The 14,057-nt window shown below is 58.0% G+C and carries 15 protein-coding genes; 6 read left to right on the top strand and 9 right to left on the bottom strand.

Annotation, left to right across the window (positions count from 1 at the left end):
- Nucleotides 1-55: 55 nt before the first annotated feature.
- From NYP16_RS06755 to NYP16_RS06740, 4 genes are all read right to left on the bottom strand, one after another.
- The gene (locus NYP16_RS06755) at nt 56-1,009 is read right to left on the bottom strand and encodes a FecR family protein (RefSeq protein ID WP_274943360.1); all 954 of its coding nucleotides are present in this window, start codon (nt 1,007-1,009) and stop codon (nt 56-58) included.
- Between the two features lie 17 nt (nt 1,010-1,026).
- Nucleotides 1,027-1,602: an RNA polymerase sigma factor gene (locus NYP16_RS06750; RefSeq protein WP_274943359.1), complete on the bottom strand. Its 576-nt coding sequence runs from the start codon at nt 1,600-1,602 to the stop codon at nt 1,027-1,029.
- 86 nt (nt 1,603-1,688) lie between these two features.
- The gene (locus tag NYP16_RS06745; protein WP_274943358.1) at nt 1,689-2,216 is read right to left on the bottom strand and encodes a DUF192 domain-containing protein; all 528 of its coding nucleotides are present in this window, start codon (nt 2,214-2,216) and stop codon (nt 1,689-1,691) included.
- Nucleotides 2,217-2,323: 107 nt separating this feature from the next.
- The gene (locus NYP16_RS06740) at nt 2,324-2,887 is read right to left on the bottom strand and encodes a cold-shock protein (protein WP_274943574.1); all 564 of its coding nucleotides are present in this window, start codon (nt 2,885-2,887) and stop codon (nt 2,324-2,326) included.
- Between the two features lie 603 nt (nt 2,888-3,490).
- Here NYP16_RS06740 and NYP16_RS06735 point away from each other — a divergent pair.
- Nucleotides 3,491-3,919 (top strand): iron-sulfur cluster assembly scaffold protein, encoded by a 429-nt coding sequence (locus tag NYP16_RS06735; protein WP_274943357.1) that lies wholly within the window; start codon nt 3,491-3,493, stop codon nt 3,917-3,919.
- On the opposite strand, the gene NYP16_RS06730 is transcribed toward NYP16_RS06735, so the two are convergent.
- Together NYP16_RS06730 and NYP16_RS06725 are read right to left on the bottom strand one after the other, a co-directional pair.
- On the bottom strand, nt 3,900-5,048 hold the full coding sequence (locus NYP16_RS06730; RefSeq protein ID WP_274943356.1) for a 3-phenylpropionate MFS transporter: 1,149 nt from the start codon (nt 5,046-5,048) through the stop codon (nt 3,900-3,902). The two genes, NYP16_RS06735 and NYP16_RS06730, sit on opposite strands and share 20 nt — an antisense overlap.
- On the bottom strand, nt 5,048-5,647 hold the full coding sequence (locus NYP16_RS06725; RefSeq protein ID WP_274943355.1) for a regulatory protein RecX: 600 nt from the start codon (nt 5,645-5,647) through the stop codon (nt 5,048-5,050). Before NYP16_RS06725 ends, NYP16_RS06730 begins: the two co-directional genes overlap by 1 nt.
- Nucleotides 5,648-5,695: 48 nt before the next feature.
- Here NYP16_RS06725 and NYP16_RS06720 point away from each other — a divergent pair, with 48 nt between their 5' ends.
- The 5 genes from NYP16_RS06720 (at nt 5,696) to spt (ending at nt 11,407) form a co-directional block, all read left to right on the top strand.
- Nucleotides 5,696-6,613: a DMT family transporter gene (locus tag NYP16_RS06720; RefSeq protein ID WP_274943354.1), complete on the top strand. Its 918-nt coding sequence runs from the start codon at nt 5,696-5,698 to the stop codon at nt 6,611-6,613.
- Nucleotides 6,614-6,905: 292 nt separating this feature from the next.
- On the top strand, nt 6,906-8,708 hold the full coding sequence (locus tag NYP16_RS06715; protein ID WP_274943353.1) for an AMP-binding protein: 1,803 nt from the start codon (nt 6,906-6,908) through the stop codon (nt 8,706-8,708).
- A gap of 69 nt (nt 8,709-8,777) precedes the next feature.
- A complete protein-coding gene (locus NYP16_RS06710; protein ID WP_274943352.1) occupies nt 8,778-9,719 on the top strand; it encodes an NAD-dependent epimerase/dehydratase family protein in 942 nt (313 codons plus the stop codon).
- Nucleotides 9,720-9,872: 153 nt separating this feature from the next.
- The gene (locus tag NYP16_RS06705) at nt 9,873-10,136 is read left to right on the top strand and encodes an acyl carrier protein (protein ID WP_274943351.1); all 264 of its coding nucleotides are present in this window, start codon (nt 9,873-9,875) and stop codon (nt 10,134-10,136) included.
- A 5-nt stretch (nt 10,137-10,141) separates the two neighbouring features.
- On the top strand, nt 10,142-11,407 hold the full coding sequence (gene spt / locus NYP16_RS06700) for a serine palmitoyltransferase (protein WP_274943350.1): 1,266 nt from the start codon (nt 10,142-10,144) through the stop codon (nt 11,405-11,407).
- On the opposite strand, the gene NYP16_RS06695 is transcribed toward spt, so the two are convergent.
- From NYP16_RS06695 to NYP16_RS06685, 3 genes are all read right to left on the bottom strand, one after another.
- On the bottom strand, nt 11,325-12,287 hold the full coding sequence (locus tag NYP16_RS06695; protein WP_274943349.1) for a hypothetical protein: 963 nt from the start codon (nt 12,285-12,287) through the stop codon (nt 11,325-11,327). The two genes, spt and NYP16_RS06695, sit on opposite strands and share 83 nt — an antisense overlap.
- Before the next feature lie 23 nt (nt 12,288-12,310).
- A complete protein-coding gene (locus NYP16_RS06690) occupies nt 12,311-13,282 on the bottom strand; it encodes a diacylglycerol kinase family protein (RefSeq protein ID WP_274943348.1) in 972 nt (323 codons plus the stop codon).
- A gap of 139 nt (nt 13,283-13,421) precedes the next feature.
- Nucleotides 13,422-13,883, bottom strand: coding sequence for a DUF2141 domain-containing protein (locus NYP16_RS06685; protein ID WP_274943347.1), 462 nt, complete (start codon nt 13,881-13,883; stop codon nt 13,422-13,424).
- Between the last annotated feature and the right edge of the window lie 174 nt (nt 13,884-14,057).

Raw genomic sequence — 14,057 nt, 5'->3', positions numbered from 1 at the left:
TCAGAGATAGCTACGCAGCCGAACCGACCCACCCGACAGGTCAGATGAAAAATAATTACAATCGGGTGCGCGGCAGGCCCAAATAGACCGCCTCCGCGCTCCGAACCTCAACGACAATGCCGAAACTTTCGCTCAAGGCGTACAACAGCGCATTCGGATCCCCGGTCCGGAACACCCCCGACAGCTTCAACTGCGCCAGCTTCTTATTATGCAGGACATATTTCTGCGCGCTGTAGCGATTGAACTCACCGATCACCTCGGCAAGGGAGGCATTGTCGAAATAAACCTGCCCGCGCCGCCAGGCGGCCACCTGCGCAAGATCCGCCCCGGATTTTTTCTGCACCGCGCCCGTCGCATCAAGGCGCAGCTGATCGTCGGCAACCAGATCGAACGGAGCCTCCTGCCCTCTTGCAACCCGGACGTGGCCCTCAAGCACGGTGACCACCATGGCCTCGCCATCGGTGCGCACATTGAATTTGGTCCCAACAACCCGAATTTCGCCCTGCGCGGTCTTGATCACAAAGGGACGCGCCTTATCGGGCGACACCACAAAAAAGGCTTCCCCTTTCTCCAGCACCAGTTGGCGTTTGCTGCCGCCTATCGCCACATCCAGCGTCGTATCGGTATTGAGATCCACAACCGAGCCGTCAGCCAGCGTGACCGTCTTCTGCTCTCCGACCAGCGTTGCATAATCAATGACGCGATACTGCCACCAGATGCCAACGCCGCCGATCATCAAAGCCGCCGCCACCGATGCCGCGATCAACGCAGGCTGTATCCGCCATGTTCTGCTCTGCTCAAGACCAAGCGCCGCCCCAAGATCGGGATAGCCGCCAAGTCCGCGCGACAGCTGCATCAGTTTCTGAGTGGCATCATACTCACTGCGATTTTCCGGGGCTCCGTCCATCCAGTCCGCAAAGGCCGTCCGATCAGCACCCGTCACCTGCCCCGAATGCATGCGGGCACACCATTCCTCCGCAGTCTGCGGAATGGATTTCGGCCCGCTCACAGCTTGCCCTCCCTGCATCAGAGATACTCCGTCATGCGGCCCTTGCAATGGGCAATGGCTTTGGCCATATGGCGTTCAACCGTTCGTGTGGTGATGCCAAGCTTGTCGGCGATGTTCTGATAACTCAAATGATGAGCGTGATAGAGCATAAATATCTTCCGTGTTTCGACCGGCAGTTCCCGCAAAGCCTCCACAACGCCCTCGAGTCCCTGACGCCATAGCACAGCTTGCTCGGATGTCACCAGATCCTCCGCCATATCCTGCTCGATAAGGGGCTCGTGTTTCTCGGCCACGCGCACGCGCGACCGCCGCCGGCTGTCTTTGGCCGTATTGAAGGCAATGGTAAACAGATACCCGCGTGAGGAGCCCTCAAGCCGCCCTTGCCGTTCCTGATTCCAGAATTTAAGAAAAACATCCTGTGTCGCTTCGGACGCGTCTTCCCGGTTGCCGAGCTTGCGTGTCATGAAAGCCAGAATTTCCGACCCATGCTGCCGGAACAGCGTGGCAATACGGGACGATGATCCCTGCTCATCAGACGCCGGTTCAATACAAACCGCCTCCGCTTTCGTCTGACTTTTCACCCTTGACCGCATAACGTCCGCCCCGTTTTGCAGTCAGTCTAGTATGGAGAGGCGCAAGGAGGTCAAGTACTTTCACCTCGCACCACACCTGCCGGATGTTATTTGTCCCCGAATAACGCCCCAATCACACGGTCGCCCTCACGCAACCCGAGCTTCGCCACCGTGCCGCCCTTAAGCTCCAGAACAGCCCGCACCGGCACGCCGGAAGCGATCGGCGTTTCATCATGAGGAATAGCATTTTCATGAATATGGCGGACCACCCCCGCCTTGTCGATAAACAGCATATCAAGTGGAATGAGGGTGTTTCTCATCCACATGGCGACCTCGCGGTCTTCCCCGTAATCGAACAACATGCCGCCATCATCCGGAAGCGTCTTGCGATACATGAGCCCCCGCAAACGCTCCTTGTCCGTATCGGCAATCTCAACCTGAAATAAATGACGAACGTCCTTCCCGCCGTCCTGAGACAGCAGCGTCAAACGGCTCAGCGCCTCGCCCGCAAAAGCACTTTGCGGTGTCATATGAGCTTCATATGACACCGGCAGAAGTCCGAGAAGTGCAGCCAACCCCCAAGCGAATGAACGCCTGCGGGTTGACCCGAGGATCAAGCCTCGAAAATCCGTCATGCTGCAGATCTCCTGATTCCGGTTGCAGACACATATCACCTGCATCTGACTGTATAACCCTTGCAAGTTATACCAAATCCGAAATCAAGACGAACTGCTTTTAAATATCAGGGCCGAGGAGCCATAGGCTGGATTGTTGTGGCCAGAAGCCCGCGCTCGCCGCGTCCGATGACGACTTGAACACGCTCGCCAGGTTCAAGGTCGACGAGCCCGGCTCGCCGCAGAACCTCCATGTGAACAAAAATGTCCTGTTCACCTTCACCCAGCGAGACGAACCCATACCCCCGCAAACGATTAAACCATTTTACGGTCGCCACCATCACCTCTCCATCATTCAGAGGAGAAATATCCTGGTTTGACCGCATTTGCTTTTCGCGTGCAGCGGGTACGATTGCTGTGGACAGGTCCACATCAAGGACTTTCAGAACCTGCCGTCCTTTGGATCTGCGGACGACACAGCACTGGATCGTTGCTCCCTCAGGAACTGAACGCCGTCCAATTTCCTTAAGGGCGGAGAAATGAAGGAGGACATCGCCGTCACCATCTGACGGAACAATAAATCCATAACCTTTTACGGCATCGAACCATTTGATCACCCCGCGGATTTCAGACAAGTCTGCATCCATCATTACGGTGGTACTGGTTACGCCCTCAGCATCACAAGCAATCATTGTCACTTTATACCTCCCACGTCGCGGAGGTGTAGATTACCACGCTTTAAAATGATCACCAAGCCATTGGTGTTATGTCTTTATATGGTCACTCATAACGAGCATGTTAACTATAACTAACCCCCCGTTAAATGAATAATATGTAAAGAATGTTTATATAAATCATATAGTAAGGTAATTTTTTTTAATTATTAGGCATAAAAAAATTATTAGAATCAGATTAAATTATAATAATTCAAATATTTGATAATATTAGAGAATCACTTATCCCCGAATTTAAGAAAAAAACTAAGCTCGCGCGCCGCGTATTAGAAGCCGCATATTAAAAACAGCATTCAAAAATTTACGATAGAGATACAAAGCTTTCTGCGGCAAACCTCTTTTCCCCGGCCTGAGAGGACTCTATGCTTCCTGCCATAATAGTAGTCCCCGACGCCCAAGGATCCCAGGATGACCGCACCGCCCCGAGACGCCCCCGAGCCCCTGCCCCAACAGGATACCCTTGACTCCGCTGGCCTGTCTGCGCCGGTATGGATCCTTGCCACTATCGTGATCATGACGGCCATCACCGCTCTGACCCTAATGATCTGAGTATCGTCTCTGATGATTGATCCCTTGTACCAGACCGAAATCTTGCGACTTGCCGCAACGGCCCATGGCGCTGGTCGCCTTGAGGCTCCGGATGCCAGTGCAGACATCCGCAATCCGCTTTGTGGTGACCGCATCACCCTTGATCTCAGGATTAAGAACGGCGTCATTACCGAAGTGGGCCACAAAACCCGCGCCTGCGTGCTTTGTCAGGCGAGCGCTTCTTTGCTGGCGGAAACTTTGCCTGGCCTTGAGCCCGCCGCCTGCCACGCCACTGAGGAAGCCATTCGCGCCTTTCTCAGCGGTGGCCCGGAAACAGCCCTCCCCGCCGCCTTCACCCGCTTCTCGGTCTTTGCCCCGGTGCAACCCCATGCGGCCCGTCAAAAATGCGTGCTCCTGCCGTTCGAGGCGCTGACCACTGCACTTAAGACGCCGGTAACCTGATCCGGCGCGCAATCCAGAACGCCAGACCGCAGAACCCCGCCATGATCCAGAAAGCGCCCCCACCCAACCTGTCGTAAAAAACGCCCGACAGCGCCAAAGCGGTGCCCGATGCCAACCCCATGGGAATGGCACTATATAAAGCCTGTGCCGTGGCCGTCCGATGCTCCGGCACGGCCCGGCCGAGATACCGCATCGCCGCCATATGGGTGACCCCATAAGTCACCCCATGCAGAATCTGGATGCCGAACAGCACCGTCAGATCCAGCGTGACCGCCGTCACCCCCCAGCGCACAACCCCAAGCGCCCCCGTCCCCATGAGAATATGTGACAAGGACCAACGCTCGATCCAGCGTCTCGCACTCAGGAACAGCAGGATTTCCGCCACCACGCCCACCGCCCACAAGCCGCCAATGGTCGCGGTGCCAATGCCATGGGCCTGCCAATGGAGCGTGCCACTCACATAAAGCATGGCATGGCTCGCATGCAGCAGGCTCACCGTCGCCAGCATGCGGGCAAAGCCCGGCTGCCGCAGCAGTCCCGCGATGGGACCGAAAGACAGCCGCCCGGCCCCCGTGGAACGTGGCGCCGCATCGTCTTGCGGCAGAAACAGCGCCGCAAGCGCCGTCAGTCCAAGCGCCGCCCACAGCATCCAGAACAAACTGTTGACCGAACTGACCGCGATCACCACCCCGCCGACGTAAGCTGCAACCAGAAATGTAAGGGAGCCGACCGCCCGCGTGCGGCCATAGTCAAGCTCTCCCCGCCGCGCCGCGGCCAGCGCCATCTGCTCGCTCAAAGGCATGATGGCTGGCAACACCAGATGCAAAAGCGCCGTCACCAGAAACAACGCCCAAACCGTCTGAGCCAACCCGAAAAGTCCGAACAGCAACGGCGACAGCAGCGCAGCCGTCAACAAAATCACCCGCCGCCGCCCCGTCAGATCGGACAATTGCGCAATCAGTGGCGCGCTCATCACCTTCAGGATCTGGGTCAGCGCCACCAGCCAGCCGATGACCTCGATCCCAAGGCCATGGGATTTGAGCCACAAGGGCCAATAGGGTGAAAAAAGCCCAAGAAACAGGAAATAGCCGCCATAAAGACCGCCCAACCGAACCGCAACTGAAGCCATCAAGTCTCATCCAACAGGGCATCAAGCGCATCGACAGACTCGGCATCCAGAACCCGGCGCGCAAGATCGAGCGGAAATCCGGCCCGGGCAAAGACCCCAAAGGCACGCCGCCGCAACACCGGATCCCGCCGGTCGCCGCGTATCTGATAGGGGCCAAGCTTACGCCGACGGGCCAAGGTCGCGGCCGCCGCAAAATCAAGATCGCGCCCCGCCCCCTCTTCCTCCCGCAGACTGGCGAGAGCCGCCGCCACATCCTCCGCCCCCACCCCGCGCCCGGCGAGGTCGCGCGCAATACGAGAGAGCGGCCGTCCTTCGGCCTGCAACCGCCGCGCCCGCCCCATCGCATAGGCACGATCATCCACAAGCCCCATGCGCTGACAGCTTGCCGCCACCCGCACCGCCATGTCGCGTCCGGCCTCCAATTGCTCCGCCTCGGCCCCGGACCCAAGCCCACGCTTGATTTTCCGCAGTAGCACCTGCATGAGATGGGCTTCGGTGGTGGCGAATCGCGCGAGATAGCGCAGCGCAGCCGTGCGCAGATCAGCCTCGGACAGAGGCCTTACGTTTTGGGTCGATCTCTCGGGCCTATGTGATGTCATGGCCCCAAAGTGCCTAAGGCTCAGACGATTAGCAAGATCAGGATAAGCATGCAGACGCGCCGATCCACCTCCGTCACCCCGTTCGACATTCTTTTGCTGGTGCTGCTGGCCACCATCTGGGGCACCGCCTTTGCCTTTCTGAAGATCGCCCTCACCAGCTTTCCCCCGGTCACCATCGCCGCCATCCGGGTCGGCCTCGCCGCCATCATCATGCTGGTCTATCTGCGTCTGACCGGGCGGCGACTGCCGCGCGGCGGCAAGCTATGGCTTTTTATCCTGACAGCCAGTTGCGCCGGTCTCGTGCTGCCCTTCAGCCTGATCGGCTGGGGTCAGCAAAGCATCGACAGCGCCGTCGCGGCCATCTGCATGGCCAGCGTGCCGCTCTATACCCTGCCGCTTGCTCATATCTTCACAGCCGATGAAAAGCTGACTCCACGCCGGGCGCTTGGCACCCTGATCGGCTTCGCCGGCGTCATGGTGCTGTTTTCAAGCCGCATCGACGGCAGCGGGTCCAGCTCCGCCATCCTAGGCATTGCCGCCATTCTCCTCAGCGCCTTCAGCTATTCCCTCGAAGGGCTGATGATCCGGCGCATGAGCAACGGCGACAACCCCGGGATGGACGGCCTCGAACTGACAACGGCCCTGTTGGTCTCGGCCACGGCCTGTCTCCTGCCGCTCAGCTTTCTGCTCGAAGCCCCCTGGCATCTCAAACCGACGGTCGAGGCCACTCTATCCCTGCTCTATCTCGGGGTGATCGGCTCCGCTGTTGCCATGGTTGTCATGGTGGCCCTGATCCGCCGCGTTGGCGCGACCATCACGTCCTTGAACAATTATCTGGTGCCGATGATCGGCGTCCTTGCCGGTGTGTTCTGGCTTGATGAAAATCTTAGCACAGCCGATTTTCTGGCTTGCGCTCTAATCCTGATTGGGATCGCCGTGACCTCAAAACGCAAAACTGTGTCCTAAAAGCCTCAAAATCGACCGATTTCTGTAAAGAAATTGTTCTTTTGCAATAACCTCCCCCCTCTGACCTTATTCTTGACAAATTCCACCAATATTCACTGCACTCAACGGGGGCAGACTTATGATGTGATTTCACGTGCATAACAGTGAAATTCATAGGAAGTTGCTTGTTCCTCGCCGGATAAAACACTTGCACTCATGTTTTAGTGACGCTATTTGACCAGTTGGTTTGGGTTTAATGCGTTGCTGCGCGTGGATGCCCTTGGTTAAGGAATGGTAGACTTGCTTGGTAGTCATGATGCCCGCACCAACGCCGACGCGTGATGACACGCAAAAGCGGCGCTTCGCGGATTTTGAAACACTTCCCGATGCGCTTGATTACGCCGCCAATGGCCGACGTGGTCTGAATTTTTATTCAGCCCGCGGACAGCTTGAGGTTGCTGCGCCCTATTCTTTGGTCCGCGACAGCGCGATCGAGTTTGCGCAGCGCATTCTCCACCTTGGTCTCGAAAAAGAAACGCGGGTGGCGCTGATTGCCGACACCAGCTTTGACTTTGCCGTGGCTTTCCTGGGCTGCCAATATGCCTCGGTCTTACCGGTACCCTTGCCCCTGCCGACCTCGTTCGGCGGGCGCGATGGCTATACCCAGCAGCTCAATCTGCAAATGAAAAGCTGTGGCGCGACGGTGGCCCTGGCCCCGCCCGGCATGGACACCTTCCTGCGTGAAGCCTCCGAAGGCATTGAATTCGCCTTTTGCGGTACTCATGACGAATTCCGCGAGCTTGAAACCGGTGTGAACACGGCGCTTCGCCTGCCGACGCCGGACGATCTCGCCTATCTGCAATATTCATCGGGCAGCACGCGCTTCCCCCATGGCGTTGCCGTCACTCATCGGTCCTTGCTGGCCAATACCCATGGCATGGGTGCGTCGGGCGTTAAGCTCAATGACGATGATCGTTGCACGTCCTGGCTGCCGTTTTACCATGACATGGGCCTCGTCGGCTGCCTGTTGGTGCCGGTGACCTGTCAGGTTTCGGTTGATTTCCTGGCTACCGAAGACTTCGCCCGTCGTCCGCTGCAATGGCTCAATCTGCTCAGCGCCAACCGTGGCACGATTTCCTACAGCCCGACCTTCGGCTATGAAATCTGCGCCCGCCGCGCTGGTGAAACCGCCATCAACAGCCTTGATCTCAGCTCCTGGCGTGTGGCTGGCATCGGCGGCGACATGATCCGTCCCGACGTGCTTGAACGTTTCGCCCAGACGCTGGCCCCCACCGGGTTCAATGAAAAGGCCTTCGTGGCAAGCTACGGTCTGGCCGAATGCACGCTTGCGGTCAGTTTTGCTCAGCTTGGCCATGGCGTCGAAGTTGACATGGTTGACGAGCGTGTCCTGTCCGGCGACCTCCATAGCACCCAGAAAAGCACCCATCACCAAAGCGGCACCAACGGCCACGCGCTGGCCGACATGGCTTCGGGTTTCTTTGCCCATCAGACCAGCAATGACAATGTCGCCTACCGCGCCGTAGTCAATTGCGGCATTCCGCTGCCGGAATATGAAATCGACATCCGCGACGAGCAGGGCCATGTTCTGGGCGATCGCCAGATCGGCCGGGTCTTCCTGCGCGGCAACAGCGTCATGCGCGAATATTACCTCGATGAAGAAGCCACCCGTCAGGCGCTCAGCCGCGATGGCTGGCTCGATACCGGCGACATGGGCTATATGCATGGCCGTTCGCTGTTCATCGTTGGGCGCTTCAAGGACATGATGATCATCAACGGCCGCAATCACTGGCCGCAGGACATTGAATGGGCGGTCGAACAGCTCCCCGGCCTGCGGGCGGGCGACAGCGCCGCCATCTCAGTCCCCGGCCGCAATGCCGAGGAAGTGCCGATGGTCCTAGTGCAATGCCGTCTCCGTGACGAAGACGCCCGCGCCGACCTGCAGCGTCAGATCAAGGAAACCGTGCAGCAGTTCTTCGGCATGGCCTGCGAGGTCATTCTGGTGCATCCGCGCTCGCTGCCGAAAACTTCGTCCGGCAAGCTCAGCCGCTCCAAGGCCCGGAACAATTATCTGTCCGGCGCTTTCATAGTGCAGTAAGTGATTGCCCTGGATACAGTAAAAGGCGGGACCAAGGTTCCGCCTTTTGTTTTTCACGAGTAAGCCCCCATGCCCCAGCAAACCATCGCCATCACGGGTGCAACCGGCTTCATCGGTGGCCATATCATGGCCGCCCTGTTGGCGCGCGGCGATCATGTGCAGGCCCTGACCCGCCGCGCCCGACCGGACCAAGCCGGGATCCGCTGGATTTCCGGCGACATGGCCGATGACGACGCCCTTGCCCGACTGGTGCGCGGCGCCGATGCCGTCATTCATTGCGCAGGCCTCGTGAAGGCCCGGTCCAAGACCGCGTTCTTTGATGCGAATGCCGATGCCGTCGCCCGTCTCCTGAGCCATGTCCGGGCGGAGACCCCGACGGCCCGTGTCATCCATCTGTCATCCCTCGCCGCCCGCGAACCAGGACTGTCCGACTATGCAGCCTCCAAAGCGGCGGGTGAAACCATCCTCCATGAAACCTCAGACCTTTTATGGTGCGGACTGCGCCCACCCGCAGTCTATGGCCCCGGCGACATGGAAATCCTCAAGATTTTCAAAAGCCTGAAATTCGGCGTCGGCTTCCTGCCCGGCGGCCGCGCGGCCCGCCTGTCGCTCATTCATGTGCAGGATCTGATGGCGGCCGTGCTCGCCCTCCTCGATGCACCGCAAGCCAGCGTCCGGGGCCAGATTTTCGAACTCGATGATGGCCGCCCGAACGGTTATGGCCTTGCAGAGGTTTATGAGATCGCCGCCGCCATCCTCGGCCGCCGCGTCCATCTGCTGCCCGTACCGGCCAGACTTCTCGGCCTCATAGGCGCGCTCAATCAAATCCTGTCCCGCCTCACCGGCCAGGCCCCCATGCTGACGCCGGGCAAGGCCCGGGAACTGACCCATCCGGACTGGGTGGCACAATCGCCGCTCCTCAACAGATCGGGGTTATGGGACCCCCGGATCGGCCTTCAGGACGGTCTTGCCGAAACCTTGGCTTGGTATCGCCATAATTTTCTGTTTTAACTCTGTTAAATCCGCCGCACGACCGCCTTTTGTAACTGTTTGCTTGGCCCATGCTAGGAATAGTGTTTTCGCACATTCATGTGGTATAACCTTGCCGACCAAGATAACCCGGCACAATCATCCGGGCACTGCCCCATGGAGAACGCCCTCGCTATGCAAGCCGACATCAAAAACCTGTCCGAAGAAGAGATTTTCGCGGAAGTCCTTAAGCTGATTGCGCCGTTCAATAAAAAGAACATCGCCATCACCCGGGACACCAGCTTTTCGTCCGATCTCGATCTTGATTCTCTCGCGGTCATGGATCTGTTGGCCGCTATCGAGGACCATTACGACATCACTGTTCCACTGAACATTTTGCCGGATCTCGAACGCCTGGGGCAGGTATCCGCCGCCGTACAAAAGATCATTCAGGGGTAAGGCGCGTGGATCTTTTTGATAAATTCAATTCCGTCCTTGCAATGAAAGCCCGTCTTCCGTTCGAAGATGGCAATCCTTTCACTCTCTGCATGGACGAAGTCATCTCGCAGACCGAAGCCATCATCAATGGCCGCCGGACCATCCTTGCGGGGACCAACAATTACCTTGGCCTGACGTTCCATCCCGATTGCATCGCCGCCGCCAAGGCTGCGCTTGACAGTGACGGAACCGGAACCACCGGCTCGCGAGTGCTGAACGGCACCTATTCGGGCCACCGCACGCTCGAAAAGACACTGGCCGAATTTTACGGCACCGAGCATGCCATGGTGTTCTCGACCGGCTACCAGGCCAATCTGGGCATGATTTCAACGCTTTGCGGTTCGGATGATTTCATCCTGATCGACGCTGACAGCCACGCGTCGATCTATGACGGCTGCAAGATGGGCAACGCGACGGTCATCCGCTTCAAGCACAATGACGCCGCCGACCTCGACAAGCGCCTGAAGCGCATCGACCCCAAGGCCGGACGCCTCGTGGTGATCGAAGGCCTTTACAGCATGCTCGGCGACAAGGCTCCGGTGAAGGAACTGGTTGCCGTGGCCAAGGCCCATGGCGCTGCGGTTCTGGTCGACGAAGCCCATTCCATGGGTGTCTTCGGGGCCACCGGCCGTGGCGTCGTCCAGGAAGAAGGCATTGAAGATCAAGTCGATTTCATCGTCGGCACCTTCAGCAAAAGCGTCGGCACCATCGGCGGCTTCTGTGTCAGCAACCATCCGAAATTCGAAGTGCTGCGCTATGTCTGCCGGCCCTATCTCTTTACCGCCTCTCTGCCGCCGTCAGTCGTTGCATCCGCCACAGCTGCCATACGCATCATGGGGTCCTCCGCCGATATCAAGGACAAGCTGTGGGACAATGCCCGCCAGCTCCATCAAGGCCTCTCAGATCTTGGGTTCGAGCTTGGCGCGCCGGTCAGCCCGATCAGCGCCGTCATTGTCCGTGACCAGGCAGGCGCCATGCATTTCTGGTCGCAGCTGTTGAAGGCCGGGGTCTATGTGAACCTCGCCTTCCCGCCCGCGACTCCGGCCGGGGTCTATCTGTTGCGCTGCAGCCTGTCGGCCGCCCACACCGCGGAACAGATCGAGATCATGCTGGAGAAATTCGCCGAAGTCGGCGCGGCGCTTGGCATTCTCAGCGAAACGCACCTTTCCGGTGCAGACGCCAGAACATCGTCAGGCCAGCCAGGACAGGGTGTCGCCGCTGCCACGGCGTGACCACAAGCGGCACGCCTGAGTGACGACTGATCTTCCAAGCGAGATAATCAAGGCCGCCTTCGAATGTCGAGGCGGCCTTGATCAGTCTAAGGACGCTCAAGATCTTGCCCTGCCGCCGGCGAAGGCTCCAACGGCTGGTGATTTTGTCCAGCGAGGGCAGATTCTCAGGACGCGAATAGCGGCCACCATCCACCGCCCGGCTGCCGAAACAGGCGAGCACAATCGGCGTCAGCGCGTCATAGCGTTCTTGATAGAGCGCAACAATTTCCTGCCCCTTGTCCTGTTTCTCGGACCGGAGTTCCACGGCATAAGTCTCGGTAAAGGCGCGCGGCCAAAGCTCACCCGGACCAAATGTCGCCCGCTTCAAAGGCAGGGTTTCCCCGATCGTGGTTAAAACAGCGTCGGTCACCGCCCGAGCCAGGCGAACCTCTGTCGCCTTGTCTCGCGCCCAAACCATGCGAACAGGCTGTGCGAACCGCGCCCAGACCGATGAATTGAATGTGTCTGGCCCGCACAGGCGTTCGAAATCCGCAAGGGACAGAACCGCGTATTTGGATCTGAGGGTTTCCCCACCCACCACGCATTCGGCATAAAAGACATTAGGCGGCAGGAGGCGATTGGCCAGCCGCAGAAACCTCCGCCTGGGCCACAGAGCCTCATAGCTCTCAACAATCACATAAAAATCGAGAATTTTTTCCGACAGGTCTCCGGTCCGCAGGCAGGAGCCGTAAAACATCACGCCGACCACCGCGTCACCCAGCCGCTTGGCCAGGTCTTCGACCGCCGCACCAACACGCGGATCAACTGGAGTCGCAAGTTCCTTACGAATAACGTCGAAAAGACGTGCGCGTTGCTCTGTCTGGGTCGTCAAAACGGTCATTGTCAGTCTATTCAAAGCGCAGGTTAAACAGAGGCAAAATTGACGAAATGCAATGCCTCATTCCCACTGATCCGGATTTCTGTATCCGGTGGTACATCAAAAAGCTCGCCATCGACAGTGATCGGACAATTCAACTTAAGCCGAACTTCATCTGTGCGAATGGTGGTCACATCCTTGATCGGCTTGCGCCCGAGCGTCCCATTAAAGGTCCGCAGGAACGCTTTGGTGATGGTCGACGTACGTTGCGGCACCGCCAACAGCTTGATGCTGCCTTGCCCAGTATCTCCAAACGGACGCAACCCGAGAATGAGACGGTCGAGCGTCGTTGCCGTAATCACAAAATATTGCTGCGGCTCATGTTCCACTGTGCCGAACTTTGCCGCGATAGGCTCCGTCGCCAGGGGCGAGCGACCGAACAGCCCGCCGAACATGCTGCCAAAAAACAGCAATCCCACGGTCAGCGGGTGCGACAGCAAATTCGGCAGCCCGAGCGGATAAATGATCTGGCGGCAGAATTCGATGCCGCGCACGATCCCGGCCGTCCCAACGAACATGCCATTCAGATCGGGGGCGCCTGGAATGCCTTCGATTCTCAGGATGCTGCGGCGGACGATCCGGGTGGCAAGCCGCTCATCCCGGCACAGTTCCAACAGGCGGCGCAAATAGACATGAGGTTTTGCGGACATCGCCCCAAGGTCTTCCGCGATCATATTGGTCTTGCCAGCGGGCAGGACGGCAATCGGCGGCATCACCGTAAAGGGCCGCTCGCGCAGAAGACAGGAGAAGACCGCCTGAATGGTCCCGTCACCGCCATTGATGGCAATCACGTCAACGCCCTGTTCAGCAAAGCGGCGCAGCGCCAGAGAGATATCCGAGATACTATCAATTTCGAAATGGAATACGCCGTCGAAATCTTCAACCACATCACGTACACGGTCCAGCCCGGACTGATTTCGCGTACTGCGAGGATTGCTCAAAACACCCACTAAATTCATCACTATCCTCCCGAACTGGCCGGAAACAGATCGAACCAGTGGCCGCTCCGGTTGTGAACCGGAACGCGGAGAGACAGTATCGATTCGATAACTCTCTATCAAGATTGAACTTTCTTATAGAAAACTGTCAAAATAACCTTTATTTCCCGCCCGATAGATAGCGCATCCTAATATCTAGCATGATACCGGCATCCCCAACCGCGAAAGATGTCTCATCATAGCTCGGGCGGCTGAACATTATCTTTGGATTGTTCGAAAACCCGCCCCCGTCCGAGGCCAGATTGAACTTTCCATTGGCATTGATGTCATGCAAAACCGCAATTGCGTAATTACCCGGTTTCGGCAAGGAAATACAGACCATAGCCCCCTCTTTGGCCGGAATCTCCACCCGCGCGAGACGCTTGCCCTTTTTCAGAAAATCCTTTGGGTTATCGCCATAAAGCACGAACCGGACCGTCCCCTTCAAATTTTTCAACTGGGTCGCCCGCACCAGCAGATCCGGCCGTCCAGACAGCTTCTGGCACTCGTCCGGAGAGGTCCCGATCAACCCTTGTGCAGAATCATGGCCCACATTAGTCGCATAGGCTGCCGTCGGCATCATACTGCCCCCCGCCCAGACACTGGCTGAAAACAGCAATAACGCGGCGCCTTCTCCCACAAGGCTCCAATATTTTATCATGGTCCTGATCTTACCTCACACCCAACCCCACCCTATCCACGATTAGTCTCTTACCCCCCGAGTTTGGCAAGACTATGATCATCACCGACCTTTCTT

The sequence above is a fragment of the Govania unica genome (genome assembly GCF_027920805.1).
GTDB lineage: Bacteria > Pseudomonadota > Alphaproteobacteria > Sphingomonadales > Govanellaceae > Govanella > Govanella unica.
The sequence above is the reverse complement of the archived record's forward strand: the minus strand, read 5'-3'. Positions and strand labels throughout refer to the sequence as shown.

Bases quoted from the DNA above. Each gene is read 5' to 3' on its own strand.
- NYP16_RS06750 (WP_274943359.1), bottom strand. From the start codon at position 1,602: ATGCGGTCAAGGGTGAAAAGTCAGACGAAAGCGGAGGCGGTTTGTATT.
- NYP16_RS06745 (WP_274943358.1), bottom strand. From the start codon at position 2,216: ATGACGGATTTTCGAGGCTTGATCCTCGGGTCAACCCGCAGGCGTTCA.
- NYP16_RS06740 (WP_274943574.1), bottom strand. From the start codon at position 2,887: ATGATTGCTTGTGATGCTGAGGGCGTAACCAGTACCACCGTAATGATG.
- NYP16_RS06735 (WP_274943357.1), top strand. From the start codon at position 3,491: ATGATTGATCCCTTGTACCAGACCGAAATCTTGCGACTTGCCGCAACG.
- NYP16_RS06730 (WP_274943356.1), bottom strand. From the start codon at position 5,048: ATGGCTTCAGTTGCGGTTCGGTTGGGCGGTCTTTATGGCGGCTATTTC.
- NYP16_RS06725 (WP_274943355.1), bottom strand. From the start codon at position 5,647: ATGACATCACATAGGCCCGAGAGATCGACCCAAAACGTAAGGCCTCTG.
- NYP16_RS06720 (WP_274943354.1), top strand. From the start codon at position 5,696: ATGCAGACGCGCCGATCCACCTCCGTCACCCCGTTCGACATTCTTTTG.
- NYP16_RS06715 (WP_274943353.1), top strand. From the start codon at position 6,906: ATGATGCCCGCACCAACGCCGACGCGTGATGACACGCAAAAGCGGCGC.
- NYP16_RS06710 (WP_274943352.1), top strand. From the start codon at position 8,778: ATGCCCCAGCAAACCATCGCCATCACGGGTGCAACCGGCTTCATCGGT.
- NYP16_RS06705 (WP_274943351.1), top strand. From the start codon at position 9,873: ATGCAAGCCGACATCAAAAACCTGTCCGAAGAAGAGATTTTCGCGGAA.
- NYP16_RS06695 (WP_274943349.1), bottom strand. From the start codon at position 12,287: ATGACCGTTTTGACGACCCAGACAGAGCAACGCGCACGTCTTTTCGAC.
- NYP16_RS06690 (WP_274943348.1), bottom strand. From the start codon at position 13,282: ATGAATTTAGTGGGTGTTTTGAGCAATCCTCGCAGTACGCGAAATCAG.
- NYP16_RS06685 (WP_274943347.1), bottom strand. From the start codon at position 13,883: ATGATGCCGACGGCAGCCTATGCGACTAATGTGGGCCATGATTCTGCA.